The organism is Achromobacter arsenitoxydans SY8, assembly GCF_000236785.1.
GTDB classification, from domain to species: domain Bacteria; phylum Pseudomonadota; class Gammaproteobacteria; order Burkholderiales; family Burkholderiaceae_B; genus Achromobacter; species Achromobacter arsenitoxydans.
Window position 1 is genome coordinate 28,655 of record NZ_AGUF01000037.1, and the last position, 26,030, is coordinate 54,684.

Genomic DNA, 26,030 nt, shown 5'->3' on the forward strand with positions numbered 1-26,030 from the left:
GTGTTTCCGGGCAGGGCAGCGGCAACTGTAACGACAAACTCCGCAGGGATTGTCACTGTACCGCAGGCGGATCGGCCCGTAATATCGCTCGACAGACATCGGCGCCCGCGCTGCCCGCGGCCCCGCCTGCACAAGGACCTGATCATGACCGTGGCATTCAAGCAAGTGGACGTATTCACCCGCGAACCCTACCGAGGCAACCCCGTGGCCGTGGTTCTGGATGCGCAAGGCCTGTCGGACGAGCAGATGCGGCGCATCGCCAACTGGACCAACCTGTCGGAAACCACGTTCGTGTTGCCGGCCACGCAGCCGGGCGCGGACTACCGCGTGCGCATCTTCACGCCGCAGGCCGAACTGCCTTTCGCGGGGCATCCCACGCTGGGCACGGCGCACGCGCTGCTCGAGGCCGGCATCGTCGCGGCGCGCGGCGGCAGGCTGGTGCAGGAATGCGCGGCGGGGCTGATCGAGCTCACGGTCGCGGCGTCGGACGGCAATAGCCCGCTGATCGCCTTCACGCTTCCCGATCCGGCCCTGACGCCGCTAGACGCCGAACAGGTGAAAGAACTTGAGGCCATCCTTGGCGCGGCGGTGCTGCACGATCCGGTCCCCAAGCGGGTCAACGTGGGCCCCGTCTGGACGATCGCGCAGATGGCCAGCGCGCAGGCGGTGCTGACGGTCAAGCCAGACTTCGCGCGCATGGCCGATTTCGACCGCGCCAACAAGGCCGCAGGCATCGTGGTGTACGGCGCCAACGGCGAAGGCGCGGAGTCGGCCATCGAAGTGCGCGCCTTCGCGCCCAGTCTTGGCGCCAACGAAGACCCGGTCTGCGGCAGCGGCAACGGGTCGGTCGCCGCTTTCATCCGAGACGCCGGCCAGGTCGCGCAGTTCGGCATTGAATACCTCAGCACGCAGGGCGCGGCCGTCGGCCGGGCGGGCAGGATCCATATTGAATTTGACGGCGCCGCCACAATACGCGTGGGCGGCCAATGCGTCACCTGCATCGACGGGCGCATCGCCGTCTAAGGCCGGGCAACCCCCGGCGCGCCGGGGGCCGGCCATGCGCCGCAACGGTTTTCCGCGTGGCGCATCCTGGAATATGCTTGAACGTCGCGCATAGCAGCAAGGGTTTGAGCGCATCACTTTCCTTTCCAGGAGAACCAGGATGGCCAGCAAAAACACGATTTGCCTGTGGTACGACGGCGCCGCGCTGGATGCCGCCACGTTCTATGCCAAGACGTTCCCCGACAGCGCCGTGGGCGCGGTCCACCGCGCGCCCGGCGACTATCCGGCCGGCAAGCAGGGCGATGTGCTGATGGTCGAGTTCACGGTGATGGGCATTCCCTGCCTGGGCTTGAACGGCGGGCCGGGCGTCGAGCACAACGAGGCCTTCTCGTTTCAGGTCTTGACCGAAGACCAGGCCGAGACCGACCGCCTGTGGGAAACGATCGTCGGCAACGGCGGCCAGGAGCGCGAATGCAGCTGGTGCCGCGACAAGTGGGGGATCTCGTGGCAGATCACGCCGCGCGCCCTGATGGAAGCCGTTACCGACCTGGATCAGGCCGCGGCCAAGCGCGCTTTTGAGGCCATGATGACCATGAAGAAGATCGACATCGCGGCGATCGAGGCGGCGCGGCGGGGCAAAGCGTAGGGACTGGACGCGCGCTCCAGCGCTTTGGCGCCGGGATCGGAAAGTTGCATGTGTTGTCCGGGCGCCCCGGGGCGCCCAATCCGCGCGCCCGGTCACAAAGGAAACTCCCGTTTTCACCGTAAAATCCGGCTGCCGCCGCGATATTTCGGCGAAATCTCTTTCCTCCCGAGATGTACGTCGATCTTCTCACGCTTTACTTCCTGGCCATCGGAACGCTGCTGGCCAGCGCCGGAATGATGTTCTGGGAGCTTCGGGCCAATCCCAAGCGCCGCAAGGAATTGCGGATCCTGGCTTCAGGATTCGCAACGCTGGCGGTCGGCTGCGCCGCGGCGCTGTACCGCCGCGACCTCCCCGGCGTGACCGGTTCGGCCCTGAGCAACCTGGTCATCCTGGGCGGCTATCTGCTGATCCTGAACGGCGTTGCGGCGCTGAGCGGGCGGCACTACCGCCGCACCTCTTTGGCGATCCTGATCGGCATGGCGTTGGTGTGGACGGCAGGCGGCGTCCGCTGGCTGGACGTCATGTGGACTTACATCAGCTCGGTGCCGATCGCGCTCATCAGCGGCCTGACGGCCTGGGAAATGCTGCGGTGCAGGGCGATGAAACCGCTGCAGTCCCGTTACATCGTCGTGGCGGTGGCCGGCGCGCATACCGCCTTGTATGCGGGCAGGGCGTTCATTCTGCCCTGGTTCGCAACGCAGCCCGGCCAGGAGATCCAGGCGCTGGTCGGCAAGCTGACCATCTACGAAGGCGTGCTGTATTCCGTGGTGCTGCCGATGACGCTGCTCAAGCTCATCCGCGACGAGACCCATGGCCAGCTCCTGCTGGAATCCCAGACGGACTACCTGACCCGGCTGGGCAACCGGCGTTGGTTCTTCGAGCAGGGCGCGCGCATCTTCAACGGCAAGCAAGGGCGGGGCGCGGTGTCCGTCCTGGCGTTCGACCTGGACCACTTCAAGTCGGTCAACGACCGCTATGGCCACCAGGCGGGCGACGAAGTGCTGAAGGCCTTCGCGGAGATTGCGGGCGAGGTGCTGGGTCCGGACGCCATCCTGGCGCGCATCGGCGGCGAGGAGTTCGCCGCGCTGCTGTGGGGCGATGACGCACCCCTAGCGCAGACGCTGGGCAAGGCGGTAGCCGAGCGTTTCGCCATTACGGTATCGAACCGGATCGACGGCATCGGCATTGCGGCCACGGTCAGCATCGGGCTTGCGCGCTTTGACGGCGACGCACCCGGCATCATGGAAGCGCTGGCCATCGCGGATCAGGCGCTGTACCGCGCCAAGTCGCTGGGCGGCAACCGCCTGGAGCTGGCGCAGGCGGACGAGCCCGCCACCGCCTGACCTTCCGGCCGCCCGGCCGTTGCCGCGGTTATCGGGCCACAAACTCCTTGCGTGCGGCGTCGTACACGTAGGTGACGTTGTCGGCGTCGCCAAGCTTGCGGGTCTTGCCCGGGCCGGAAATCGTCGTACCCGTGAACCGGACGGTCAGCAGAGGCATGTCGCTATCGCCATTCGCGCTGAAGATCAATTCGCCCTCGCTGTGCGTGCACGGCATGACGTTGCCTTCGTCACAGGCCAGGCTGTTGTCCTCGCCCGTCAGCACATTGCCGGCATAGGCCCAGACCTTGTCCTTGCTTTCGTCCTGGCGCTTTTCCGGGGGGGTGAAGACCAGAAGGGTATAGGCGCCGATGGTGATCCCGTTCTCGAAGGTCTCGGTCGGCACCGCCAGCACCAGCTTGCCGGAGGCGCTGCGGAACTCGACCGGCTTGCGGGTGGTATCGACGTCCGGCGCCCGCTCATAGGCGCCGAACTCGCCGATTGTCGGTTCCATGCCGCGGAACTTCCAGGGGCGGTCTGACGCGGGGTTGTCCAGGATGAAAGTGGCTTCGGACAGGTTCACCGGCGTGGTGGGCGCGATGTCGTCTTCGCCGGGCTTGCCGTAGCGCTCGGCGGTTTCCCAGGCAAAACCGGTGAAGTACCGGGTGCCTTCCAGTTCGAAAGCGTGGCCGAACCAGTAGGTGGCGATGCTGCGGTTGGCGACTTCGTAGGACGTGGCGCCCTTGCCGTCGATCTGATGAATGAAATACAGAACGGTGGCGCCATCGGGCGGCGTGACCGCGGCCTGGGCATGGGCCGCCGATTGCGGCGCAGCGCTCACTCGTGCGGGAGCGTAGGCGGCAGACGTGGCTGCCAGCGTGGCGGCGGCAAGCAGGCCGGCCGCCGTCTTGCGGGCGGGCAGAACCTTGGCGTAAGACTTCCGCGTAAAAGCCATGAACTCGTCTCTCTGTATGTAAAAGCGCGTCGGGCGCGCCGTCTGGACGCCGCGCGCGCAAACCGCCTGTGTCACGCCGCAGGGCGGCAAGGGGCGGCTTCGGGATGGGGAATTAATGGTGCCGAATCATCGGCGGCACAGAACATAGTTGCTGCGTTCTGATGGTGTCAAGGCGAGGTTTGCGGCGCGAGTAGGGGGCGCCAAGGCGCTTGACGGCGCGGCGGCGCGTGCGGACAACGGCCGAAGATGCCGCGGGCTGGGGCGTTTTCGAGGGAGATGCCCCGTCCCGGGCGGACTTGGGCGCGCCGTGAGCACGGGCGCCCCGAATTAACTTGCTGTTACCTTGGAAATACTCGGGGTTACCAGGAGGGCCGGGCCGGCGCAGGCGGACACCAGGCAGCGCCCGCCACGGATGCCGACAGCCGGCCCGTCCACTCCGGCGTCAGACGAGACCCTTGGCCCGCGGGTCGCGCCGCCCCAGGCGGCCCAGCAGGTGGTCGACCTCGGCCTTGGCCTGCGGGGTCAGCGCGCCGCCCGGACGGCGCTGTGCGGCGGTGGCCAGGATGCCCCGGCGCATCATCACGTATTTGCGCACCGCCAGGCCCACGCCCGGCTGCTGCTCATAGCGCAGCAGCGGCAGGTGCGCGTCGAACAGGTCGTGCGCCTCTTCGGTCTTGCCTTCGCCCACCCATTTGACGAAGTCGCACAGCATGTCCGGGAAGCAATAGCCGGTATTGGCGCCGTCGGCGCCGCGGGCCATCTCGTAGTCCAGGAACAGGCCGTTATTGCCGCACAGGATGGAAATGTGGCGCATCGAGCCGTCGGCCTCGAAGCGGCGCAGGGCCGAGATCTTTTCCAGGCCCGGCCAGTCCTCGTGCTTGAGCATCACGCACGATGGCAGGTCGGTCACGATGCGGCGGATGACCGACGGCGCCATCTGCACGGAAAACGTCAGCGGATAGTCCTGCAGCACAAAGGGCACGTCGGCGCCGATGGCCTCGACCGCCTGGTGGTAGTAGGTGACGATCTGGTCGTCGGTGCGCAGGGTATTGGGCGGCGCGATCATCACGCCGGCGGCGCCGCGGTCCATCACCTCGCGGGTCAACGTGCGCATGGACGCAAAGCCGGGGGCGGACACGCCCACCACGATAGGCAGGCCGCCTGCCTTGCCGATCACGCGCGAGGCGATTTCCAGCGATTCCGAGAAGTCCAGCTTAGGGGCTTCGCCTAGCTGGCCCAGCACGGTCAGGCCGGTGGACCCGCAAGCCAGGTAGAAATCCATCATGCGGTCGATGGACGCGTAGTCCACGGCGCCGTCCTCGAAGAACGGCGTGGGGGCGATGGGGAAGACGCCCTTGGCGTCGGCAGTCAGTTTCATCGTCGATATCCTTTGATAGTGCGGTCGCGGCGCGCGCCGCGTTCAGATGCTGGCGATCAGGCCGCCGTCCACGCGGATCGTCGATCCGGTAATGTAGCTGGCGCGGGCGCTGGCCAGGAAGGCGACGGCGTCGCCGTATTCGGCCGGGTCGCCGTAGCGTCCCACCGGAATGGATTCGGTGCTTTCGCGGCTGACTTCCTCTTTGCTGCGGCCTTCACGCTTGGCGCGCGCTTCGTCCAGGAAGGCGATGCGGGCGGTCGCGATGCGGCCCGGCAGCACGATGTTGGACGTGACGCCGTCCTTGCCGACTTCGCGCGCCAGCGTCTTGGACCAGCCCACCAGCGACATGCGCAAGGCGTTCGAAATGCCCAGGTTGGGAATCGGCGCGATCACGCCCGACGACGTGCTGGTGATGATGCGGCCCCAGCGCCGTTCGCGCATGCCGGGCAGCACGCGGTCGGTCAGCTTGATGACGGATAGCACCATGCCCTCGAAATGCTCCCGCCACAGATCGGCGGATTGGCCGGAAGAGGGCGTGGGCGGGGGACCGCCGGTATTGTTGACCAGGATGTCGACCGGGCCCACGTTGGCTTCGATCCAGGCGACTTGACTGTCGAAGGCGTCCAGGGCGCGCAGGTCCCATTGCAGCGCATGGGCGGCCTGGCCGTCGGCCTTGATCTTGTCCGCCGTGGCCACGGCGGCTTCCAGGTTCAGGTCCGCTACCACCACCTTCGCGCCTTCCCGCGCCAGCGACGCCGCAATCGCGCCGCCCAGCCCGCCGCCGCCGCCCAGCACCAGCGCGGTCTTGTTCCCGATACCCAGATCCATCTTTACCTCCACAGATTGAAAATCCGGACGGCCGGACTCTGCGCCGTCCGTCCCCATCTTGCCTGCGCCGCGGTTTGGGTGCGCTGCGCAATGGCAATCTACGGGGCTATTCTCCGTCGGCAGGGGGCGTGCCGGAAAGCGGAAAATACTCAGGCACATCATTCGTTTTATGAATGAACTTTGGAAGCTGTATTGGGAATCCGCTGCAGGTCAAGTATGGTGTTGGCGCGGCACGGTATAGTGAGCCGGTTGAATTCATGTACTTAAAGAATGAACCCGCGCCGCCTGACTCCCTCCATGTCCCTGCTGCTGGCTTTCGAAGCCAGCGCCCGCCATCTGAGCTTTACGCGGGCCGCGACCGAGCTGGCGCTGACCCAAAGCGCCGTCAGCCGGCAGGTGCAGGCGCTGGAGGATTTGCTGGAGGTTCCACTGTTCCGGCGCGAAAAGCGGCGCATTCTGCTGACCGAAGCGGGCGTCGGCTATCAGAAGGAGCTGGCGGCGGCGCTGCAGCGCATCCGCAGCGCCTCGCTGCAGGCCATTTCGCACCGCACCGGCCGCGGCGCTTTCCATCTGGCCGCGCTGCCCACGTTCACCGCAAAGTGGCTGATGCCGCGGCTCAACCGCTTCTATGCGCGCCATCCCGGCATCCTGGTGCACCTGCATTCGCGGGTGTATCGCTTTGACCTGGACCTGGCCGGCATCGACGCCGTGATTGCCGTGGGCGACGGCGATTGGCCGGGGCTGGTCCCGCACCGCTTGATGGACGAGCATGTCATTCCTGTGATCAGTCCTGAATTGGCGGCCAGTCACCCCGCGCGCCAGCCGGCCGACCTGGCCCGGCACATGCTGCTGCAGGTGGCCGCGCGCCCGGCCGTCTGGCAGCGCTGGTTCGAGGCGCACGGCTTGCCCGTGCGCTCCATGCGCTGGGGCGCCCAGTTTGAACTGACGACGCACCTGATCCAGGCGGCCGCGTCGGGCATCGGCATCGGCCTGCTGCCCACGTTCCTGGTGGAAGACGAACTGCGGCAAGGCGTGCTGGCGCCGGCCCTGGACGAAACGTTCAGCACCGGCGCCGGATACTTCTTTCTGGCGCCGCCTGAGAAACTGGCAATCCCGGCGGTGGCTGCGTTCCGGGATTGGCTGCTGGAAGAGAGTGCCGGCGCGCCGGGCTGATTCAGGCCTTGCGTCCCGTTAGGCCTGGGGGCTGCGCGTGCAGGTCGCGGGCCGCGCCGCCGCCATAGGGAGCCAGCGGGCGCGGCGTGGGTGGCGAGTTTGAAATCTGCCGCGCCGTTTCCAGCATCATCGGGATGAAACGCGCTATGGCCCGTTTCGCGGTCCACTTGCTAGCCGAAACCGAAAGTTGCAGGCCCGCCACCACGCGCTGGCTCAGGTCGTGGATGGGCACGGCCAGCGCCAAGTCGCCGCGGTAGTATTCCTCGACGCAGCAGGCGTACCCCTGTTCGCGCGATATGCGCACCTGTTCCATCAGCGCATCCACGTCGGTCAGCGTGTTCGGCGTGTACTTCACGCGTTCGCACTCGGCGAGCGTGGCGTACGCATCTTCGTCGCTCATTCCCGCCAGGTAGACGCGCCCGGTGGAAGAGCAGTACATCGGGATGCGGCGGCCCACCGGCATGTGCACCAGGAGGCGCAGCGGGCTGGGAAACCGGCCAATGTAGATCATGTCTTGTCCGGCCGGTTCGGCCAGGTTGACCGTTTCGCCCGCGTTGCGGTTTAGCTCGAGCAGGAAGGGGTTGGCGCGGTCTAGCAGCGGATGGGATTCCAGGTAGCGGCAGCCCGTGTCAAGCGTGCGCGACGACAGCGAATAGCGCTTGGTGACCGGATCCTTGTTGAGCAGGCCCAGCGCTTCCAGTGTGAAGGCGAAGCGCTGCGCTGCGCTGCGGGTGATGCCGGCCGCTGCGGCGATGTCCGGCAGGCTCATGGACGCGCGTTCGGCCGTGAAGGCGTCCAGCACCGCAATACCGGTTGCCAGCGATTGCACATACAGCGAAGAAGTTTCCGGATTCATTGGGGGCGGGCGGCTGCGGCCGCCGTTTACAAATGGCGATATGCACAGATTGCATTCCAATGCGCTTGAATGCAAGAAAAATGCACCCTGAATCACTAGGTTTCCTGCGAAAAATCATACGGCGATTTGGGGAAAACCCTTAATTAGTAAGACCTTATGGGTGGGTTGACCCGTGTTGACAGCCTTTGCTCGTAGCGCTTATAAAATCTACATGCGATATAGACATATCGCTATTCGATACGATAATGCGCGCCAAAGCGGGACGAAATCGAACGTCCAACCGACGTGCCGGCGCGCGATTCCGGCTTCCAAGGGGATTCCGATGCTGCACAAAACACTGAAATCGTTGTTGGCGACGGCGCTGTGCGCTGCCGCGCTCTCGGGTGCGCATGCCCAGACCGTCAAGGTCGGCGCCACGCCCACGGCGGTGCCCTTCAACTTCCTGGACCCGAAGACCAACACGCTGAAGGGCGTGATGATCGACATCGCTGATGCGGTCGGCAAGAAAGCCGGCTTCGCCCCGGAAGTGATGCCCATCCCGTTCGCCTCGCTGGTGCCGGCGCTTCAGACGAACAAGATCGACATGATCGCGTCGGCATTCGCCAAGACACCGCAGCGGGCCGAAGTCGTCGATTTCACGCAGATCGTGCTCGAGTACGGCGAAGCCCTGATCGTGCCGGACAAGGACAAAGCCGACTACAAAAGCATCGCCGACCTCAAGGGCAAGACCGTGGGCGTCCAGATCGGGACCCTCTACGTTGAACCCCTCAAGTCCGCCCCGGGCCTGAAGGAAGTCAAGATGTACGAGACCATGGCCGACCTGGTGCGCGACGTCGCGCTCGGCCGCTTGGACGCCGCCTTTGGCGACGGTCCGGTGATCTCGTACCAGGTGCGCACCCAGGGTGTGCGCAACGTGCGCTACGTCGACAGCTACCAGCCGGCCATGCCGACCAACATCGCGCTGGCGGTGCGCAAGGGCGACGCCGACCGCGTCAAGCAGCTCAACGCCGCTATCGACGCGCTCAAGCAGGACGGCACCATTGCCGACATCATGAAGAAGTGGGGCGTCACGCACTGATCCCGCGTGCCGCGCGGCCTGGCCGGCGCGGCGCACAGCCAAACAGGGTTTCCCAAGATGTTCCAATCTTTCTTCAGTGACGCCCAGGAGTTCTTCCCGGTGCTGATGCAGGGGGTGATGACCACCATCGCCATCACTGCTGCGGCCTTGGTGATCGCCACGGCGCTGGGCCTGTTCTGGGCCCTGCTGCGGGTCAGCGGCATTGCGCCGCTGTCGCATGCCAGCCGCATCCTGACCAACCTTATCCGCGGCGTGCCGATTATCGTCGTGCTGTTCTACATGTACTTTGTGCTGCCCGAGGCCGGCGTCAGCCTGACCGCATTCCAGGCCGGCGCGCTGGGCCTGGGCGTGGCGTACTCCTCCTACATGTCCGAGGTCTTCCGCGCCGGCATCGACGCGGTAGATCTCGGTCAGTTCGAGGCGGCCCAATCGCTGGGCATGTCGCGCGCCAAGCTGATGCGCCGCGTGGTGCTGCCACAGGCCTTCAAGGTGGCGCTGCCGCCTTACGGCAACAACGTGGTCATGATGCTCAAGGACTCCTCGCAGACGGCGGTGATCACCGTGGTCGAGCTGTCCATGCAGAGCAAGCTGATCGCCTCGGCCACCTTCAAGAGCGCCACCATCTTCACGCTGGTCGCGCTGATGTATCTGGCCATGAGCCTGCCCATGATGTATTTCATCGGCAAACTCGAACGCCGCCTGGGACGCCGCCAATGATCAAGATCGAAAACCTCAGCAAATCGTACGGCAGCCATCGGGTGCTGGACGGCATCAACGCCGAAATCAACCAGGGCGAAGTCGTTTGCCTGATCGGGCCTTCCGGCTCCGGAAAGTCCACGCTTCTGCGCTGCATCAACGGCCTGGAACGCTACGAGGGAGGGCGCATCACGGTGGACGGCGTGACGGTTGACGCGCGCAGGAAAGACATCCAGAACATCCGCCAGCGGGTGGCCATGGTGTTCCAGCGTTTCAACCTGTTCCCGCACCGCACGGCGCTGGAGAACGTCGTGGAAGGCCCCGTGCATGTCAAGGGTGAAAGCCTGGCATCGGCGACGGAGCGGGGGCGCGAGATCCTGGCTTCCGTCGGGCTGGCGGAAAAGATGAATCATTATCCGCAGCAGCTTTCCGGCGGCCAGCAGCAGCGCGTGGCCATCGCCCGCGCGCTGGCCATGGAGCCCGAGGCCATCCTGTTCGACGAGCCCACGTCGGCCCTGGACCCCGAACTGGTGGGCGAGGTTCTGGCGGTCATGCGCACGCTGGCCGAGAAAGGGATGACCATGGTCATCGTCACGCACGAAATGGACTTTGCACGCAACGTGTCCGACCGCGTGCTGTTCCTGGAGCACGGGCGCATCGCCGAACAAGGCCCCTCGCGCGAAGTGCTGACCAACCCGCGCAACGATCGCATGCGCGACTTCCTCAAACGCGTTACCCACGTCCAATAGCGCCGGCGCCATGAATAACGATCTGTTTTCGCCCGTGGCGTCGCTGTGGGCCGCCACCACGCCGCCGCGCCCCGCGTCGCCGGCGCTGGCCCGTCCGCTGAACGTCGACGCTGCCGTGGTCGGCGGCGGCGTCACCGGTCTGTCGGCCGCGCTGCACCTGGCGCAGGCCGGGTTCAGCGTCGCGCTGTTCGAATCATACGAAGTGGCGCACCGCGCCTCCGGCCGTAATGGCGGCCAGGTGGTGCCTGGCGTCAAGCCCGGGCCCGAGGCCCTGATACGCCGGTTCGGTTCCGACGCCGCCGCGCGCATGATGCGCTTTGCCTATGGCAATGCGGACTACCTGTTCGACCTGATCGAGCGCCTGCGCATCGACTGCGCGCCCACGCGCAACGGCTGGATCCAGGGCGCGTTCTCGGCCGCCTCCGGCGACTACGTCAAGCGCCGGGCAAGCGAACTGAACGCGCATGGCGGCGATGTCGAGTATCTGGATTTCGATGCGATGCGCGCGGCCACGGGCTCGTCGTTCTGGCCGGCCGGCCTGCGGGAGAAGCGCGCCGGCTCTGTACATCCGCTGGCGTTCTCGCGCGGACTGGCGCGCGCGGCCGTGGAGGCAGGCGCGGCGATCCATGACCACTCGCAGGTGTCGGCCATAGCGCCTGACACCGGCGGTGGGGCCACGCTGACCGTCAACGGCATCGCGGTCAAGGCGCGCCACGTGGTGCTGGCCACGGACGCCTACACCGACCGGCTTTGGCCGGCGGTGGCGCAGTCCTACGTCAACGTGGCCAGCGCGCAGATAGCCACCGACCCGCTGCCGGTGTCACTACAGCAGCAATTGATGCCGCTGCGCGCCGGCGTTTCGGAAACGCGCAAGATCACCTACTACTGTCGCATTGATCCGGAAGGCCGCTTCGTCATCGGCGGTCGCGGCCATTCCTCCGAACGGCTGGACCCTTCCACCAGCGACCAGCTCCGGCGTGCGGCGGTGGCGCGTTTCCCGCAGCTTGCCGACGTGTCCTGGCGCCACGGCTGGGCGTGCCGGGTGGGCATGACCATGGACGACCTGCCGCACATGCATCGGCTGGCGCCGGGCATCTGGACGGCCTACGGCTATTGTGGGCGGGGCGTGGCCATGGGCACGGCGCTGGGCCGGGTGCTCACGGACGCGGTTCGCGGCGTGCCGCTGGACAAGCTTGATTACCCCGTCACACCTGTCGGGCGCATGCCGTTCTATCCGGCGCGGCAGTTTGGCGCCGCGCTGGCCATCAACTGGTACCGCCTGCGCGACGCGCTGGGCTACCCCGCATGAACGTCGCCATTCATCAATCGTCATGACTACTGAAACGCAGTTTCCCGCCACCGTCGACGTGGCGGTCATCGGCGGCGGCATCATCGGCGCCAGCACGGCGCTCGCGCTGGCGCGGGCCGGCGTGCGCACCGCGCTGTTCGAAAAAGGCACGCTCGCGTGCGAGCAGTCCTCGCGTAACTGGGGGTGGGTGCGCACGCTGGGCCGCGACATGCCGGAAGTTCCGCTGGCCGTGCGGGCACACCAGCTCTGGACCGACATCCAGGCTCGGGTCGAAGTCGGCTACCGCCGCAACGGGCTGGTGTACCTGCACGAGAACGAGGCGGACGCGGCCGCCAACGAAACTTGGCTGCGCGAGGCGCGCGCTCACGGAGTCCAGGCGGAAATGCTGGGACGCGACGCGGCGCTGCGCCTCCTGCCGCAGTCGGAACGCGCCTGGACAGGCGGCATGTACAGCGCCGGCGACGGCGTTGCCGAGCCTCAGATCGCGACGCAGGGCGTTGCGGCGCTGGCGCGCGAGGCTGGCGCGATGATTTACGAAGGTTGCGCCGTGCGCGGCGTGGAAAAGACGGCCGGCCGGGTCGACACTGTTATCACCGAACGCGGCGCCGTGCGCGCGCAGGCCGTGCTGGTGGCGGCGGGCGGATGGTCGCGCCTGTTTTGCGGCAACCTGGGCGTGGAGTTCCCGCAGCTCAAGGTGCGCGGGTCGGCCCTGCGCACCGAACCCTTCGATGCTGGCGTGTCGCTAGCCATCAATGGCAAGGATTTCACGGTGCGCAAACGCGCCGACGGCGGCTACACGGTGTCGCAATTTTCCGCGTCGCTGGCTGAGATAGTGCCAGACAGCTTCCGCCTCATGGGCAAGTTCCTGCGCACCTGGATCGCCAACAATGCGCTGGTCCGGTTGCGGTTCGGCCCGCGCTTCTTCGAAGAACTGGCCATTCCCCGCCATTTTCCGGCCGACCGAGAAACGCCATATGAGCGCTGCCGGGTCCTTGACCCGGCGCCGTATGCGCGCGGCATCGACCAAGCCTGGAACCGGCTGGTGCACGCTTTCCCGGTATTCCGCCAGACGCGTGTCGCGCAATCCTGGGGCGGCTACATCGACGTGACGCCCGACGCCATGCCCGTCATGGCGCCTATCACGCAGGCGCCGGGACTGTTCCTGGCGTCGGGATTCTCGGGGCATGGATTCGGCATCGGACCGGCGGTGGGCGAGACCATGGCGGCGCTTATCCAGGGCAAGCAGGCGCCCGTGGATGTGCGGCCGTTCCGGTTGGAGCGGTATGCGTGACGTTGGATAGGGGCGCCGCATTTGGGCCCGGGAATTTTGCTCGCGGCCGGTCCCGGGCCAGCAACCATCACTCCGGCTGTATCCCCGCCTCCTTCACCACCTTGCCCCATTTATTCAGATCCGACTGGATCAGCGCCGCATAGTCCTGCGGCGTGCCGCCCTGGACCTCGATGCCCGCCGCTTCGAGTTTGGCGCGCACCGCGGGCTGCTTCAGCGCCGCGTTGATTTCGGTGTTGAGCTTCGCAATGATTTCCTTGGGCGTGCCAGCTGGGGCCAGGAAGCCGCCGTTGGTGTTGGCGTCGTAGTTCTTGAATCCCTGTTCCTGCGCGGTGGGCACGTCGGGCAGCGCCTTGGCGCGATTGGCGGTAGAGATCGCGACGGCGCGAACGTTGCCGGCCTTGACCTGTTCCTGCATGGCGCTGAGCGTGTCGATGTACAGCACCGTGCGGCCGGCGAGCAGGTCGGGGTGGGCGGCAGACGACCCCTTGTACGGGATCAGCAGCATGGGCGCGCCGCTGACCATGCGGAACATCTCGGCCGCCATTTCCTGCGCGCTGCCGCGGCCGGACGTTGCGACCTTGGCGTCGTCGGGATGGGCCTTCATCCAGTCCACCAGTTCAGGCAGCGTCTTGGCGGGGATCTTCGGGTAGACCGAGAACACGAGCGGGATCTCGTGGGTGTAGACGATGGGCTCGAAGCTCTTCTGCGGGTCCCAACCAAGGTTTTTGAACAGGAACTTGTTGATGTTGTGGCTGCCGCCCACGATGCCGATGGTGTAGCCGTCGGGCTTGGCGTTGGCCAAGAGGGCGGTGCCCAGGTTGTTGGACGCGCCGGGACGGTTGTCTACGATCACCGGCTGCCCCAGCGAGGCGGACAGTTTTTCGCCGACGACGCGGGCGATCATGTCGATCCCGCCGCCCGGCGGCGCGGGGACGATGATGCTGATGGGGCGGGCGGGGTAGCTCTGCGCCGCGGCCAGGCCGGGCATGGCGGCAAGGGCCGCCGTGAAGGCCAGGGTCCTGGCCAGCGTGGTGAGGGTCATGCTTGTCTCCTTGGTGGTCAACTTCTGTCAACTCTGTGAAGCGCCCGCGGGTGTGCTGGACCCCGAGGCGCGGCATGGGGCCTTATCCGCGCCCGGCGAAGGGCATGGCGCTGGCCATCACGGTCATGGTCAGGACGTTGGCGTCCAGCGGCAGCGACGCCATGTGGCGTACGGCGTTGGCGACGTGGACGGCGTCCATCATGGGTTCCGGCGCCGTCGTGCCGTTGGCTTGCAGGACGCCGCGCGTCATGCGTTCGGACAATTCAGTCAGCGCGTTGCCGATGTCGATCTGGCCCGCGACGATGTTGAAGGCGCGGCCGTCCAGCGCCAGCGACTTGGTCAGGCCGGTGACGGCGTGCTTGCTGGCGGTGTAGGGCGCGGTGTAGGGACGCGGCGTGTGCGCCGAGATCGACCCGTTGTTGATGATGCGGCCACCCTGCGGCGATTGGCGGCGCATGAGTCCGAACGCCGCGCGGGCGCACAGGAATACGCCGGTTACGTTGGTGTTGATGGCGTTGAACCACTTCTCCAGAGGCAGTTCGTCCATGGGCACCGCAGGCGCATTCACGCCGGCGTTGTTGAACAGCAGGTCCAGGCGGCCGAAGCGGGTTTCGATGGTGTCGAAGAGCGCCTGAACGCTGTCCGGGCTGGTGACGTCGGTGGGTACGGCAAGGGCCGTCTGGCCGCGCGAGGCGGCCTCGGCCTGCAGCGTCTGCAGCGGATCGGCGCGGCGGCCGGCCAGCACGACGGTCCAGCCGTCGTTCAGCAGGGCGATGGCCGTGACGCGGCCGACGCCGCTGCCTGCGCCCGTGACCAGGGCGATTTTCGGGGTAGCGCTTGCATTCAAGGGAAGACTCCTGGGGTCCGATGAGGGATTAGTGAATGAAAGAGGCGGGATGGCTGTGGGTGGCGCCCGTCACGGTCAAGGTGAACCGCCCGATGTCCGCGACGCCCGCGCTGACGGTGTCGCCAGGCGTCAGGGGGCCGACGCCTGCGGGCGTGCCGGTGTAGATCAGGTCGCCGGGCATCAGTGCGACCGAGCGCGACAGCATCGCCAGCAGTTCGGGCACGGGCCACAGCAAGTCGGAGATGTCCGCGCGCTGGCGCTCCATGCCGTTGACCGTCAGCCACAGCGCGCCCTGGCGAAGGTGTCCGCAGTCGGCGACTGGAACGATTGGCGTGCAGGGCGCGGAGCGGTCGAAGGCCTTGGCGGGTTCCCAGGGGCCGCCCGCGCGCTTGGCCTCGTGCTGCAGGTCGCGGCGCGTCAGGTCCAGGCCGGCCGCGTAGCCCCAGATGTGCCGGTCTTCCGCGTGTTCGGGCGCGATATCCCGGCCGCCGCGGCCGATAGCCACAACCAGCTCGATCTCATGGCAGAAGTCCGCCGTGCCGGGCGGGTAGGGCAGGTCGCCGCCGGCCGGCGTGATGGCGCTGGCGGGCTTCATGAACCAGGCCGGCATGGCGCGGGGCGCCGGCTCGCCGGGCTGCCACCGGTAGTTGCGGCCAATGCAGAAGACGCGGGCCACGGGAAACCGGGAGGCGCTGTTGGCGATCGGCAGGGTGACAGGGGCGGGTGCGGGAAAGGCGAAGTCCGTCATGGCGGTGATCGTCCGGCGCTCAGGTGGTCAGGCTCATTGCCGGGCGCTGGCCCGCGAGCGCCTGGGACAGGCTGTCCAGCACCATCTGTCCCATTGCGGCGCGGGTCTCCCAGGTGGCGCTGGCGCGGTGCGCCTGCAGCGTTGCGCGGTCGGACTGGCGCAGCGCCGCCGGTACGCGGGGTTCGTCGACGAAGACATCCAGGCCGGCGCCGGCGATGCGGCCTGCGGTGAGCGCAGCCGTCAGGTCGGCCTCGTTCACCAGGCGGCCGCGCGCCACGTTCACCAGGAATCCGTTCGGACCCAGCGCGTCCAGCACGGCGGCGTCGACGATGCCTTCAGCTTTGTCGGCCGCCGCACACAGCACCAGCGCGTCCGACGCGCGCGCCAGATCCGCCAGCGCCGGCACGAATTCGTGCGCCACGTCGTCCATCGGACGCAGGTCGGTGTAGCGTATGGGGCAGCCGAACGCCGCCGCCCGCGTGGCCACGGCGCGGCCAACGCGGCCCATGCCCACGATGCCGACGCGCATGCCGCTGAAGCGGCGCGCCAGCGGGATTGCGCTGGGCGAAGGAAACTGTTCCCACTGCCCGTCGCGCACGAAGCGGTCGCCGGCGCACAGGTTGCGGCACGCGGCGATCAAGAGGCCGATCGCCAGGTCGGCCACATCTTCCGTCAACGCGCCCAGCGTGGCGGTGACGGGCAGGCCGCGGCCGCGGCAATACGCCAGGTCCACGGCATCGGTGCCCACGCCGTTGACGGCGACCACTTTGACGCGCGGCAATTGCTCCAGCATCGCCCGTGAAATCCCCGTATGGCCGCCCGTGATGACGGCATCGACCGCCGCGCCGTGCTGGCGCAGCCACGCGGCCTGGTCGGAAACTTCGAAGAACTTGTGCACCTGGTACAGCGAGGCAAGCTGATCGTTGACCGCGGGGATCAGGATGGGGTTGAGTTGCAGGACCTGAGGCTTCATGTCGGTTCGGCTCTGAAGTGCGGACCGGATTGAAGTCCGCGTTGACGATGCCCCATCGTATTTAATGATTGATTTACAAAGCAATATTGATCTATAAAATCAACATATAAACTTTGCTACAAGACATCATGGGTTCCTGGATAAGCATGGCCGAAGCCTGCAGCCGGCTTGGCGTGCGGCCGCAGACCATCTACGCCTACGTCAGCCGCGGCAAGCTCGAAGTCATGCCGGATCCCGCCGACACGCGCCGCAGCCTTTATCGGGCCGAAGACGTCGCCGGGCTGGCCAAGCGCAAGCAGGCCGGCCGCAAGCACGAAACGTTGGCGGCCAACACGCTGTTCGGCGCGGAACCCAGCATTCCCACCGCCATTTCCACGTTTCACCGGCAGCGGCTGTACTACCGCGGCCGGGATGCCGTGGAACTGGCGCGGTCGGCCAGCCTGGAAGATGTGGCGCAGCTGCTTTGGGACTCGGAGCTGGCGGCCGATTTCTCGTCCGAGTCGCGGGTGGCCGCGCCGGGGCGCGTGGCCGCCTTCACCACCCTGGCCGGCCTGGCCGCCACGGGGCACTCCACCCACGGCCGCATGACGCGCGTCCTGCACGGCGAATGCCAGAGCCTGGTCGGTCAACTGGCGGGCGCCTTCGGGGCTCAGCCCGGCAAGCAGCCGCTGCATCTGCGCTTTGCGCGCGGCTGGAAGCAATCCGCGCAGGCGGCAGAGCTCTTGCGCACCGCCATGGTCTTGCTGGTCGACCACGAACTGACCAGCTCCGCCTTCGCGTCCCGCATCGCCGCGTCGACGGGCGCCTCGCTGCCCGCCTGCCTGCTGTCCGGGCTGACGACCTTGTCCGGCCCCTTGCACGGCGACGCCTCCGGGCGCGTCAAGGCCCTGTTCAACGACGTCGAGCGGCAAGGCGAGGACCAGGTCATTGCGCACTACCTGTCCACCGGCCTGCCGCTTGCGGGCTTTGGCCATCATCTGTATCCCGATGGCGATCCGCGCGCGGCCGCGCTGCTGGCGCTGTTCGAGCCGGCCGATGTCATCACCCGGTTCATCGACAAGGCGACACAGCTCACCGGCCTGCATCCGAACATCGACGTCGCCTTGGCCGCGCTGGCGGCGCATTGCAAGCTGCCGGACGACGCCGCGTTCGGCCTGTTCGCCACGGCCCGCAGCATCGGCCTACTGGCCCATAGCCTGGAGCAACTGAGCGTGGCGCAGGTGATCCGCCCCAGGGGCCGTTATGTGGGGGTGGCGCCCCTGTCCGCGTAGCAGGCATCATTCCAGCGCCGAGGCGCGGACACGATAGGGAGAAATTTATGACACGGACGGAAAAGCAGAAGATGCTCGCGGGAGAGCTCTACACCGCGGCCGACCCGGAGATCCAGGCGGACCAATTGGCGGCCGGAGCGTGGATGAAGGCCTACAACGCCATGCTGGGCGAACCGCCGGAGCGCTGGCATGCCTTGCTGAAGACGCGATTCGCGCACGTGGGGGACGGCGCCGTCATCCGGCCGCCGTTTCATTGCGACTACGGGTACAACATCTCGCTGGGCGCAGGGGTCTTCATCAACTTCAACTGCGTCATCCTCGATGTCGTGCAAGTGACCATCGGCGACGGCACGCAGATCGGCCCGGCCGTGCAGATCTACACCGCCGACCATCCGCACGATCCGGAACAACGCCGCGCGATGCTCGAATCCGGGAGGCCCGTGCGCATCGGCAGCCAGGTGTGGATCGGAGGCGGGGCCATCATCCTGCCCGGCGTCTCCATCGGCGACGGCGCCATTATCGGCGCGGGCAGCGTGGTCACGCGCGATGTGCCGGCAGGCGCAACGGCCGTCGGCAATCCGGCGCGAGTGCGGGGGTAGGGCGGCCGGCGCCGCCTGCGTCCGATTGCCGCACGCGCGGCAAATCGGGCTGTATAGGCAGACCGTTGTAATAGAATCCCGCCCATGCCTGGACCCCGGTACTCTGCGATCAAGCCTCGCGGCCTGCCTTGGCGGATGCTCATCTGCCTGGCGCTGGCCGCTTTTGTGCTGCGCGCGGTGATCCCGAATGGCTACATGGCGGCGCCCTCGACAACGTCGCTGATGCTGACGCTGTGCGAGGCCGGGGGGGCGATGAACGTTTCCTTCGACCTGCCGGGACAGTCCGACGCCAAGCACGCGCCTGCCGATGCTTGCGCGTTCGGCGCTCTGGCGGCGCATGCAATCCTGCCCGAGGCCGGTCTGACGCCCGTGCTTGCGGCGCAGGCCGCCTATGACGCGCCGCGCGTGCCCGTCTATCGTGCGGCGCCGGCGCTGCCGCCGCTTGGCCCTCCTTTAGGTTCCCGGGCTCCTCCTTCCCTGTCTGTCTGACATCGCCGTCGGCGCGCGCTTTTGCGCGGCCGATGGCAGCGAAGAGAGGAAGCCTGCGCAGCGCTTTCCCTACGGCATCGGCATGCGCCGGGGCCGCCAGCACGACCTTTCCCTCTTCGCCACGCGTTCCGTCATCCGGCCCTGAGCCGGCGCCGGATCCAGACTAGCCATACGCAGAAGAGGGGTCATTTTGGCCATCGTTCGTTCGCACGCGTGCCTGAGCACGCTCCTGGTCCTGGCCGCATCCAACGCGGCTGCCCAATCCACTCCCGCCACGCTGGCGCCCATCACCGTGGTGGGCGGCGCCGAAACGGCGCTCGCCACCCCGGCAAGCACCGGTTCCAATCTGGGCCTCACGCCAATGCAGACGCCCGCCAGCGTGGACATCATCTCGCGCGAGCAGATCGAAGCGCGCGGCGACGCCAGCGTCGTCACCGCCATCACGCGCGCGCCGGGCTTTTCGGCGATGCCGCATCCCGGCAACGGCAACAGCGCGCTATCGGTGCGCGGCTTCACGGACAGCACGTCGGTCATGCGGCTCTACGACGGCCTGCGCCAATACGGCGGCGTCGGCCTGACGTTCCCGTTTGACACCTGGTCGGTCGAGCGCATCGAAGTGTTGCGCGGACCCGCATCGGTCATCTACGGCGACGGCGCGATCGGCGGCGTCGTCAATGTGATTCCGAAACGCCCCACGCGCGGCCCGATCGAAAACGAAATCCAGGCCACCATCGGCACGCAGGACACCGCCCGGCTGGGCCTGGGTAGCGGCGGCGCGCTCAGCGACACGCTGTCCTATCGCCTGGACGTCAGTGGCAACTACACCGATGGCTGGGTGGGCCGCGGCCAGTCGGGCGACGCAACGTTCTCGGGCGCATTGCGCTGGGACGCCACGCCGGACCTGAACGTCACGCTCAGCTACGCCTACGGCTATCAGCGGCCGATGCGCTACTTCGGCACGCCGCTCATCAACGGGAAGCAGGACGACGCCGTCCGCAAGCAGAACTACAACGTCGGCGACAGCTTCATGCGCTTTCGCGACCAGTGGACGCAGCTGGACACCGTCTGGACGCCGAACGAGGCGACCACCGTGCGCACCCGTCTGTATCACGTGCAGAGCGACCGCGATTGGCGCAATGCCGAGCGCTATGTCTACAACCCCGGTTCCGGCCTGATAGACCGGTCCGACAACACGCAGATCACGCACGACCAGACGCAGACCGGGCTGACCACGAGCGCGGCCTTCAAGGGCAGGCTGGCCGGGCTGGACAACACGGTATCGGTGGGGTTCGATGTGAACCACGCCAGCTTCGAGCACATCAACAACACCTACGCCGGCAGTTCCGGGCCCGTCGATCCCTATGACCCGGATCACGGCAAGTTCCAGAGCGACGCGCCGTTCATTCCCCGCTACCGCAACAAGGCGGACCAGTTCGCCCTGTTCGTGGAAGACCGGCTGGCGTTGACTTCCCGCTGGTCCGTCATCGGCGGCCTGCGCTATGACCACGCCAGGGTGACCCGCGACGACCTGGTGACCAATGAGCGGGCGCTGTCGCAGACCTACTCGGACGTGGGCTGGCGCGTTGGCACGGTCTTTGATGTGACGCCCGACCTGGCCGTTTACGCGCAATACGCCGAGGCTGCCGATCCCGTGGGCGGTTTATTGATGATCAGCCCGGCCAATGCCAAGTTCGACATGTCCAAGGGCAAGCAGATCGAAATCGGCCTGAAACAGGCCTTTCTGGACAACCGCGGCGAATGGACGCTGTCGGCCTATCACATCCGCAAGTCGAATCTGCTGTCCAGGGATGCCGCCGATCCCAGCCTGCGCGTCCAGGTTGGGGAGCAATCGTCGCGCGGGCTTGAGACCTCGCTGTCGCTGGCCTTTGCGCCTGGCTGGAAGATCGAGGCCAACGCGGCCATGCTGCGCGCCAAATACGACGACTTCACCGAGTCGGCCGGCGGCGCGGCCGTGTCCCGCGCAGGCAACGTGCCTCCCAACGTGCCGCAGCGCCTGGCGAATGTGTGGCTCAGCTGGAACTTCCAGCCCGGCTGGACCGCCATGGGCGGGATGCAATACGTGGGCAAGCGCTACGCGGACAACGCCAACACAATCGAACTGCCGTCGTACACCACCACGGACGTCGCGCTGCGCTGGGACGTGAACCAAGACACCACCATCACCGCGCGCGGCTACAACATCTTCGACCGCGCCTACTTCACGACGGCCTACTACACCAACACGCAGTGGCTGTACGGGCCCAGCCGGCGGTTTGAACTGACGCTCAACCATCGCTTCTGAGGGGCGCGGCGATGAACCTGCGGACGCGATGCCGAAGGCTCACCTACCTGGCCCACCGCTGGTTGGGTGTGACGGGGTGCGTGCTGATGCTGCTGTGGTTTCTAAGCGGCATCGTCATGCTGTATGTCGGCTATCCGAAGCTGACGCCGGCGGAGCGCCTGGCCGGGCTGCCCGTCCTGACGCCGGACACCTACCAGGTTCCGGACATGGCGCCAGGGCAGGACCGCGTGCTGACTTCGGTACGGGGCCAGCCTAGCTATGTCATCGCCGCCAAGGACGGTCCGCGGGTCTATGACGCGCTGACTGGCGCGCCTTACGGCGCCGTGACGGCGGACATGGCGATGGCCGCCGCCCACGCATTCTGGCCCGACGCCATCCCGCGGCATGAGGCGCTGATTCAGGAAGACCGGTGGACCCATTCGCGCGGCCTGGACCGGCACCGGCCGTTGCACAAGGTGCAGATGGACGGCCATCAGGCCGGGACGCTGTATGTGTCCTCGGCAACCGGCCAGGTCGTCCTGGATGCGCCCCTGGCGCAGCAGCGCTGGAACTACGTGGGCGCATGGCTGCATTGGCTGTATCCGGTGCGAGACCGCTCCGTCGATCCTGGATGGAGCTGGATCGTGATCATCCTGTCGGCCGCCTGCACCTTGCTGGCGATCAGCGGCGTGGTCGTCGGCGTCTGGCGCTGGCGCTTCCGCGGCCGGTACAAGTCGGGTGCTCGCACGCCGTACCGCGAAGGCTGGATGCGCTGGCACCATATTGTCGGCCTGCTGTTCAGCGCCTTCGTCTGCACCTGGATCTTCAGCGGGTTGATGTCCATGAACCCAGGAGGGATCTTCACGGGCAATGGCCAGGGCCCCGATCTGCGGGCGATGTCCGGTCCCGTGCAAGCGGCTAGCCTGGCCGATCCTTCGCCGGTGCTGCGGGCATTGCAGGATGCGAATTTCCGGCCGGTAGAACTGACTTGGCGCGGCATGGGCGGCGAAGGCTACGTGCTGGCGCGCGACGCGAACGCGGACAGCCGCATCGTGCGCGCGGGGGCTGGCGGGTTGATCGTGCAATCTGCATGGCGGCCGGACCCGGTCATCGACGGGGCGCGAGCCCTGTTCCCGGGCGCCTCGGCAGCGGCGCGCGTGCTCGAGCGCTACGACGCCTACTACTATGCGCGCCACGCCGAAGCCATGAACGGCGGCGCACCGCGCGGCCTGCCCGTGCTGCAACTCGATTTCGACACGCCGGCGCACGATCGCGTCTACATCGACCTGCGCACCGGCGAAGTCAGCCTCAGTCTGTCGCGCGCCGAGCGGGTCGGGCGCTGGCTGTTCTACTTCCTGCATAGCTGGGACACGCCAGTTCTGCTGCAGGCCGGGGCGGGAAGGGACCTGGTGATCATCTTGCTCAGCCTGGGCGGCTTGGCGTTGTGCGCGACGGGAATCGTGCTGTCCGGCAGACGGCTAGGGTTGGGGCAGGGGAGGCGGAAAACCGGCGGACGCTGATGGCTTATTTCCCGGCATTGACGTCTGCTTCAGCACCGCGGCCACAATGGCTTCCGGCCGATCTTCCTGCACCAAATGCCCCGCGTCGGGCACGGAGATAAGGGGCTTATCGGAAATCAACGCCGCCAGGGTTACGCCGCGGTCATGCGGAATCCACTCGTCCCGTTCGCCCCACAAGACCTGCACCGGGCAGTCCATCGGCGCGTAAAGCCCCTGGACCTCGTCCGTGTACTTCTGGTCCATCTGTGCGATCTGCCGGTAAAAGGCGGGCTGGCCCACCGGGCCGAGCCAGGGGCCGCTGTAGACGTCCAAGGCCTCATCCGACAATGGCTTGTGCGCGGCCGTCTGCAAATACGCCTTCAGGAGCGCCCGATGCATGTAATCGGGCATGCCCGAAAACGCGGCCTCATGCTGGCGTACATGCTGCACAAAAGGCGAGCCCCAGGGCGCCAGCGCCACCGCGTCGAAGATCGTCAGCGAGCCGTAGCGCAGCCCGTCCAGGTAGTAGGCGCGCAGTGCCGTGGCGCCGCCGAAATCGTGCGCCAGCACATCGGGGCGGTCCAGGCCCCATTCCTTGAACAAGGCCGCGAAGATCCTGTTCTGCACGCCCAATGACACATCCTGCCCGTCGCGCATCTCGGACGCGCCGTACCCCGCCAGGTCAAAGAAATAGACCGTCCGGCGGTCGGCCAGCAGGGGAATGATTCTGCGCCAGACCTGGGACGAGAAGGGCGTGCCGTGGATGGCGACCAGGGCGGGTCCATTGCCGAGCTTGCCCCAGCGGATGGTGTTGCTTTCGATAGTGGAGGAGCAGGGCAGTTCTAGCATGGGCGTCGGCCGTGGCGTCGGTCTGGATTCATCGAGTGTACAGACCGGGACATCAAGCCGAGGCTTTGCGCGGCCGGCGGTGGAAGGCGTCCGCCGCGTCTTCAGTGCTGCTGCGCGGCTTCGCGGTCTGCGCGACGGGATGCACCGCCGCCTGCGCAGCGCTCGCCATGGCGGTCAACTGCTGGGCAAGAATGGGCGGTATTCCCACTGAATAGCGATAGGGCTGCAGCCGCAACAGGCCTTGGATCGTGCCCAGGTCATTGGCCGCCTCGGCCCGCGCCTGGAGCATGGTTTGTTCGGCCTTCATGGCCTGATTGATTTCAATGGCGCGCGCGTCCAGCCTGGCCTGCTGATCGTGGAAGGCCTGGATGGCGGCCTTCAGGCAATGGGCGGTGTAGTCGTCGCGCAGCGCGGTGGCGGATTCGAGATGACTACCTTTTGTCGAGATACTCGTTTTTGGGCCGGAGGGCGTCGCTGCCGCAACCGGCTTTCGCGCGGCCTGCATACGCTGGAATTGCGACACCTGCACGCGCGCGGCATGGCCGGCACGGATCTGGGCGCGCAAGCGCTCGGCGCGGTAGGGATCCCGGACATCGTCAATACCCGCCGCGCCTATCGGGTCGATGGTGTGCGTACTCATGGCGCCTCCGCTTCGGCTGCGTGATAGAGGCGACCAATCTACTAGTTGGTCGGTTTCGTGTCAAGGCAGGCCGCTCGAATGGCGGTCCTCAAGGTTGTACGATCAATTGCCCATCAGGAAGGCCGTGAGTAGACATGCCTGCGCAGACGTAAAAGGGCCCTGAATCGCAGCAAACCGGAGGAGACGAACCATGCCTATGTTCATAACGATCGGATATGGCGAGCAAGAGGGATATGACCGGACGGCAGTCGCCATCCGGAACGCCGCGCACGCGCACGACGCGGCGCTGCAGAAGGAGGGCGTGCTGATGGGCATTGCCGGCGCCCCGGTGCAGGTGCGCAATCCCGAGGGGGCCGGGGTGCAAACGACGAACGGGCCGTTCATGAAATCGCCCCTGCCTGTGGCTGGCTTTGCCGTCATTGAGGCTGCGGATCTGGCCGAGGCGATAGAAAAAGTGTCGCGCACGCCATGCGCGGTTGCGCATGGGGTTGTGGAGGTTTGGCCGTTGGAGCAGCCCTAGCAGGGCAAGTCAGGGAGGGGTAGGGCGGGCGGCAGCCCCGCCGTCAACGCCCTTTGGCCGGCGCGTCCAGCGCGGCGAAGGTCTCGCGCACGCACTCGGCCAGGCGCCGCGCCAGGGTATTGACCGGGAAGTGGTCGGAGGTGACGGCGTAGCTGTGGAACTCCACCTTTTCCGAGAAGGGGATTTCACGCAGGTTGGCAATGCCCAGCGCGCGCGGCACCACGGGGTTGACGATGGAGACGCCCAGTCCCTTGGCGACCATGCTGCAGATGGTGGTCGCGTAAGGGGTTTCGATCGACAGCACGCGCGTGTCGTCGGGAAAGTGGCGGTCGATGGCGGCACGGTTGAAACTGCCGACGGGCAGCGAGATGAAGTTCTCGTCCTGGAAATTCGCCGGCGCGAGCCGCCGCTTCGACGCCAGCCGATGGCCGCGCGGCACGATGCCGACGCCATGGGCCGTGTTGATGCGCTCGTAGCGCACGCCGGGCAGGTCGGTATGCAACGAGCAGAAGCCGATGTCGCAGACCCCGGTGGCCAGCCACTTGGCGACCACGTCCGAACCGCCGGTGTTGACCACCACCGGAATATCCGAAAACTTGCGCCGGAACAGCGCGATCGCGTCCGGCAGCACGCACTGGGTAATGGAGCCCACCGCACCGACGCGCAGCAGGCCGGTGCCGCGGCGGCGGATGGAACTGGCGCTGTCGTTAAGCGATTCCAGGCCGATGAAGGCGCGTTCGACGTCGGCGTAGAAGGCCTCGGCCTCGGGTGTGGGGATGATGCGGGTGCCGACGCGCTGGAACAGGACGAAACCCAGCGCCTTTTCCAGCAGCGCAATCCAGCGGCTGACGTTCGGTTGCGAGGTGTGCAGCAGGCCGGCCGCGGTGGTCATGGAGCGGGTCATCATGACCGCGCGGAAGGCCTCGACTTGTTTGAAATTCATGCGCGGGACGGACTCTGGAAACGGGCGTTCAAATCATATCAGTTTTGTA

26 protein-coding genes are annotated in these 26,030 nt (G+C 66.8%); 15 read left to right on the forward strand and 11 right to left on the reverse strand.

Annotated features, from left to right (window positions below):
* Nucleotides 1-144: 144 nt before the first annotated feature.
* From KYC_RS08740 to KYC_RS08750, 3 genes are all read left to right on the forward strand, one after another.
* A complete protein-coding gene (locus KYC_RS08740; RefSeq protein WP_008161086.1) occupies nt 145-1,023 on the forward strand; it encodes a PhzF family phenazine biosynthesis protein in 879 nt (292 codons plus the stop codon).
* Between the two features lie 139 nt (nt 1,024-1,162).
* A complete protein-coding gene (locus KYC_RS08745; RefSeq protein WP_008161088.1) occupies nt 1,163-1,648 on the forward strand; it encodes a VOC family protein in 486 nt (161 codons plus the stop codon).
* Between the two features lie 170 nt (nt 1,649-1,818).
* Nucleotides 1,819-2,991: a GGDEF domain-containing protein gene (locus tag KYC_RS08750; protein ID WP_008161090.1), complete on the forward strand. Its 1,173-nt coding sequence runs from the start codon at nt 1,819-1,821 to the stop codon at nt 2,989-2,991.
* A 28-nt stretch (nt 2,992-3,019) separates the two neighbouring features.
* Here KYC_RS08750 and KYC_RS08755 read toward each other — a convergent pair whose 3' ends face one another.
* The 3 genes from KYC_RS08755 to KYC_RS08765 all read right to left on the reverse strand — a co-directional run bounded on the left by KYC_RS08755 (nt 3,020) and on the right by KYC_RS08765 (nt 6,128).
* Complete coding sequence (locus KYC_RS08755) at nt 3,020-3,922, reverse strand: hypothetical protein (RefSeq protein WP_008161092.1); 903 nt, start codon at nt 3,920-3,922, stop codon at nt 3,020-3,022.
* Nucleotides 3,923-4,364: 442 nt separating this feature from the next.
* Nucleotides 4,365-5,300, reverse strand: coding sequence for a dihydrodipicolinate synthase family protein (locus KYC_RS08760; RefSeq protein WP_008161095.1), 936 nt, complete (start codon nt 5,298-5,300; stop codon nt 4,365-4,367).
* A gap of 42 nt (nt 5,301-5,342) precedes the next feature.
* On the reverse strand, nt 5,343-6,128 hold the full coding sequence (locus KYC_RS08765; protein ID WP_008161097.1) for an SDR family oxidoreductase: 786 nt from the start codon (nt 6,126-6,128) through the stop codon (nt 5,343-5,345).
* A gap of 270 nt (nt 6,129-6,398) precedes the next feature.
* Here KYC_RS08765 and KYC_RS08770 point away from each other — a divergent pair, with 270 nt between their 5' ends.
* Nucleotides 6,399-7,301, forward strand: a complete 903-nt coding sequence (locus tag KYC_RS08770) for a LysR substrate-binding domain-containing protein (protein WP_008161098.1) — start codon at nt 6,399-6,401, stop codon at nt 7,299-7,301.
* Nucleotide 7,302: 1 nt separating this feature from the next.
* Here the strand turns inward: KYC_RS08770 and KYC_RS08775 are convergent, their stop codons facing one another.
* Entirely contained in the window at nt 7,303-8,157 is an 855-nt protein-coding gene (locus tag KYC_RS08775) for an IclR family transcriptional regulator (protein ID WP_008161100.1), read from the reverse strand.
* A gap of 322 nt (nt 8,158-8,479) precedes the next feature.
* Between KYC_RS08775 and KYC_RS08780 the strand changes: the two genes are divergently transcribed.
* The 5 genes from KYC_RS08780 to KYC_RS08800 are packed head-to-tail and all read left to right on the forward strand — an operon-like array spanning nt 8,480 to nt 13,280.
* A complete protein-coding gene (locus KYC_RS08780; protein ID WP_008161102.1) occupies nt 8,480-9,235 on the forward strand; it encodes a substrate-binding periplasmic protein in 756 nt (251 codons plus the stop codon).
* Between the two features lie 57 nt (nt 9,236-9,292).
* Complete coding sequence (locus KYC_RS08785; RefSeq protein ID WP_043517957.1) at nt 9,293-9,952, forward strand: amino acid ABC transporter permease; 660 nt, start codon at nt 9,293-9,295, stop codon at nt 9,950-9,952.
* The gene (locus tag KYC_RS08790) at nt 9,949-10,680 is read left to right on the forward strand and encodes an amino acid ABC transporter ATP-binding protein (RefSeq protein WP_008161106.1); all 732 of its coding nucleotides are present in this window, start codon (nt 9,949-9,951) and stop codon (nt 10,678-10,680) included. Before KYC_RS08785 ends, KYC_RS08790 begins: the two co-directional genes overlap by 4 nt.
* A 10-nt stretch (nt 10,681-10,690) precedes the next feature.
* The gene (locus KYC_RS08795) at nt 10,691-11,989 is read left to right on the forward strand and encodes an NAD(P)/FAD-dependent oxidoreductase (protein WP_008161109.1); all 1,299 of its coding nucleotides are present in this window, start codon (nt 10,691-10,693) and stop codon (nt 11,987-11,989) included.
* A 22-nt stretch (nt 11,990-12,011) separates the two neighbouring features.
* Nucleotides 12,012-13,280 carry an NAD(P)/FAD-dependent oxidoreductase gene (locus tag KYC_RS08800; protein WP_008161111.1) on the forward strand — a complete coding sequence of 423 codons (1,269 nt, stop codon included), beginning with the start codon at nt 12,012-12,014 and terminating at the stop codon, nt 13,278-13,280.
* A gap of 67 nt (nt 13,281-13,347) precedes the next feature.
* Here KYC_RS08800 and KYC_RS08805 read toward each other — a convergent pair whose 3' ends face one another.
* The 4 genes from KYC_RS08805 to KYC_RS08820 form a co-directional block, all read right to left on the reverse strand.
* On the reverse strand, nt 13,348-14,322 hold the full coding sequence (locus KYC_RS08805) for a Bug family tripartite tricarboxylate transporter substrate binding protein (RefSeq protein WP_008161113.1): 975 nt from the start codon (nt 14,320-14,322) through the stop codon (nt 13,348-13,350).
* Between the two features lie 82 nt (nt 14,323-14,404).
* Nucleotides 14,405-15,169, reverse strand: a complete 765-nt coding sequence (locus KYC_RS08810) for an SDR family oxidoreductase (protein WP_008161117.1) — start codon at nt 15,167-15,169, stop codon at nt 14,405-14,407.
* A gap of 28 nt (nt 15,170-15,197) precedes the next feature.
* A complete protein-coding gene (locus KYC_RS08815; protein WP_008161118.1) occupies nt 15,198-15,917 on the reverse strand; it encodes a fumarylacetoacetate hydrolase family protein in 720 nt (239 codons plus the stop codon).
* Nucleotides 15,918-15,936: 19 nt separating this feature from the next.
* Nucleotides 15,937-16,890, reverse strand: coding sequence for a 2-hydroxyacid dehydrogenase (locus KYC_RS08820; RefSeq protein ID WP_008161120.1), 954 nt, complete (start codon nt 16,888-16,890; stop codon nt 15,937-15,939).
* Nucleotides 16,891-17,018: 128 nt separating this feature from the next.
* On the opposite strand from KYC_RS08820, the gene KYC_RS08825 reads away from it, so the two are divergent.
* The 5 genes from KYC_RS08825 (at nt 17,019) to KYC_RS08845 (ending at nt 23,050) form a co-directional block, all read left to right on the forward strand.
* Nucleotides 17,019-18,161 (forward strand): citrate/2-methylcitrate synthase, encoded by a 1,143-nt coding sequence (locus KYC_RS08825; RefSeq protein WP_043517941.1) that lies wholly within the window; start codon nt 17,019-17,021, stop codon nt 18,159-18,161.
* Between the two features lie 47 nt (nt 18,162-18,208).
* Nucleotides 18,209-18,760 carry a sugar O-acetyltransferase gene (locus tag KYC_RS08830; protein ID WP_008161124.1) on the forward strand — a complete coding sequence of 184 codons (552 nt, stop codon included), beginning with the start codon at nt 18,209-18,211 and terminating at the stop codon, nt 18,758-18,760.
* An 84-nt stretch (nt 18,761-18,844) separates the two neighbouring features.
* The gene (locus KYC_RS08835; protein WP_043517942.1) at nt 18,845-19,249 is read left to right on the forward strand and encodes a DUF2946 family protein; all 405 of its coding nucleotides are present in this window, start codon (nt 18,845-18,847) and stop codon (nt 19,247-19,249) included.
* Nucleotides 19,250-19,439: 190 nt separating this feature from the next.
* A complete protein-coding gene (locus KYC_RS08840; RefSeq protein ID WP_008161128.1) occupies nt 19,440-21,551 on the forward strand; it encodes a TonB-dependent receptor in 2,112 nt (703 codons plus the stop codon).
* An 11-nt stretch (nt 21,552-21,562) separates the two neighbouring features.
* Complete coding sequence (locus KYC_RS08845; protein WP_043517944.1) at nt 21,563-23,050, forward strand: PepSY-associated TM helix domain-containing protein; 1,488 nt, start codon at nt 21,563-21,565, stop codon at nt 23,048-23,050.
* Here the strand turns inward: KYC_RS08845 and KYC_RS08850 are convergent.
* Both KYC_RS08850 and KYC_RS08855 read right to left on the reverse strand, forming a co-directional pair.
* Nucleotides 23,009-23,878 (reverse strand): alpha/beta fold hydrolase, encoded by an 870-nt coding sequence (locus KYC_RS08850; RefSeq protein WP_008161131.1) that lies wholly within the window; start codon nt 23,876-23,878, stop codon nt 23,009-23,011. The genes KYC_RS08845 and KYC_RS08850 overlap by 42 nt on opposite strands.
* A 52-nt stretch (nt 23,879-23,930) precedes the next feature.
* Entirely contained in the window at nt 23,931-24,518 is a 588-nt protein-coding gene (locus KYC_RS08855) for a hypothetical protein (RefSeq protein ID WP_008161132.1), read from the reverse strand.
* A gap of 190 nt (nt 24,519-24,708) precedes the next feature.
* Between KYC_RS08855 and KYC_RS08860 the strand changes: the two genes are divergently transcribed.
* Nucleotides 24,709-25,038: a YciI family protein gene (locus KYC_RS08860; protein WP_008161133.1), complete on the forward strand. Its 330-nt coding sequence runs from the start codon at nt 24,709-24,711 to the stop codon at nt 25,036-25,038.
* Nucleotides 25,039-25,081: 43 nt separating this feature from the next.
* Here the strand turns inward: KYC_RS08860 and KYC_RS08865 are convergent, their stop codons facing one another.
* Nucleotides 25,082-25,981, reverse strand: a complete 900-nt coding sequence (locus KYC_RS08865) for a LysR substrate-binding domain-containing protein (protein WP_008161135.1) — start codon at nt 25,979-25,981, stop codon at nt 25,082-25,084.
* Nucleotides 25,982-26,030: the final 49 nt, after the last annotated feature.

Excerpts from the sequence above, each read along its gene's own strand:
- KYC_RS08740 (WP_008161086.1), top strand. The coding sequence starts at position 145 with ATGACCGTGGCATTCAAGCAAGTGGACGTATTCACCCGCGAACCCTAC.
- KYC_RS08745 (WP_008161088.1), top strand. The coding sequence starts at position 1,163 with ATGGCCAGCAAAAACACGATTTGCCTGTGGTACGACGGCGCCGCGCTG.
- KYC_RS08750 (WP_008161090.1), top strand. The coding sequence starts at position 1,819 with ATGTACGTCGATCTTCTCACGCTTTACTTCCTGGCCATCGGAACGCTG.
- KYC_RS08755 (WP_008161092.1), bottom strand. The coding sequence starts at position 3,922 with ATGGCTTTTACGCGGAAGTCTTACGCCAAGGTTCTGCCCGCCCGCAAG.
- KYC_RS08760 (WP_008161095.1), bottom strand. The coding sequence starts at position 5,300 with ATGAAACTGACTGCCGACGCCAAGGGCGTCTTCCCCATCGCCCCCACG.
- KYC_RS08765 (WP_008161097.1), bottom strand. The coding sequence starts at position 6,128 with ATGGATCTGGGTATCGGGAACAAGACCGCGCTGGTGCTGGGCGGCGGC.
- KYC_RS08770 (WP_008161098.1), top strand. The coding sequence starts at position 6,399 with ATGAACCCGCGCCGCCTGACTCCCTCCATGTCCCTGCTGCTGGCTTTC.
- KYC_RS08775 (WP_008161100.1), bottom strand. The coding sequence starts at position 8,157 with ATGAATCCGGAAACTTCTTCGCTGTATGTGCAATCGCTGGCAACCGGT.
- KYC_RS08780 (WP_008161102.1), top strand. The coding sequence starts at position 8,480 with ATGCTGCACAAAACACTGAAATCGTTGTTGGCGACGGCGCTGTGCGCT.
- KYC_RS08785 (WP_043517957.1), top strand. The coding sequence starts at position 9,293 with ATGTTCCAATCTTTCTTCAGTGACGCCCAGGAGTTCTTCCCGGTGCTG.
- KYC_RS08790 (WP_008161106.1), top strand. The coding sequence starts at position 9,949 with ATGATCAAGATCGAAAACCTCAGCAAATCGTACGGCAGCCATCGGGTG.
- KYC_RS08795 (WP_008161109.1), top strand. The coding sequence starts at position 10,691 with ATGAATAACGATCTGTTTTCGCCCGTGGCGTCGCTGTGGGCCGCCACC.
- KYC_RS08800 (WP_008161111.1), top strand. The coding sequence starts at position 12,012 with ATGACTACTGAAACGCAGTTTCCCGCCACCGTCGACGTGGCGGTCATC.
- KYC_RS08805 (WP_008161113.1), bottom strand. The coding sequence starts at position 14,322 with ATGACCCTCACCACGCTGGCCAGGACCCTGGCCTTCACGGCGGCCCTT.
- KYC_RS08815 (WP_008161118.1), bottom strand. The coding sequence starts at position 15,917 with ATGACGGACTTCGCCTTTCCCGCACCCGCCCCTGTCACCCTGCCGATC.
- KYC_RS08820 (WP_008161120.1), bottom strand. The coding sequence starts at position 16,890 with ATGAAGCCTCAGGTCCTGCAACTCAACCCCATCCTGATCCCCGCGGTC.
- KYC_RS08825 (WP_043517941.1), top strand. The coding sequence starts at position 17,019 with ATGGGTTCCTGGATAAGCATGGCCGAAGCCTGCAGCCGGCTTGGCGTG.
- KYC_RS08830 (WP_008161124.1), top strand. The coding sequence starts at position 18,209 with ATGACACGGACGGAAAAGCAGAAGATGCTCGCGGGAGAGCTCTACACC.
- KYC_RS08835 (WP_043517942.1), top strand. The coding sequence starts at position 18,845 with ATGCCTGGACCCCGGTACTCTGCGATCAAGCCTCGCGGCCTGCCTTGG.
- KYC_RS08845 (WP_043517944.1), top strand. The coding sequence starts at position 21,563 with ATGAACCTGCGGACGCGATGCCGAAGGCTCACCTACCTGGCCCACCGC.
- KYC_RS08850 (WP_008161131.1), bottom strand. The coding sequence starts at position 23,878 with ATGCTAGAACTGCCCTGCTCCTCCACTATCGAAAGCAACACCATCCGC.
- KYC_RS08855 (WP_008161132.1), bottom strand. The coding sequence starts at position 24,518 with ATGAGTACGCACACCATCGACCCGATAGGCGCGGCGGGTATTGACGAT.
- KYC_RS08860 (WP_008161133.1), top strand. The coding sequence starts at position 24,709 with ATGCCTATGTTCATAACGATCGGATATGGCGAGCAAGAGGGATATGAC.
- KYC_RS08865 (WP_008161135.1), bottom strand. The coding sequence starts at position 25,981 with ATGAATTTCAAACAAGTCGAGGCCTTCCGCGCGGTCATGATGACCCGC.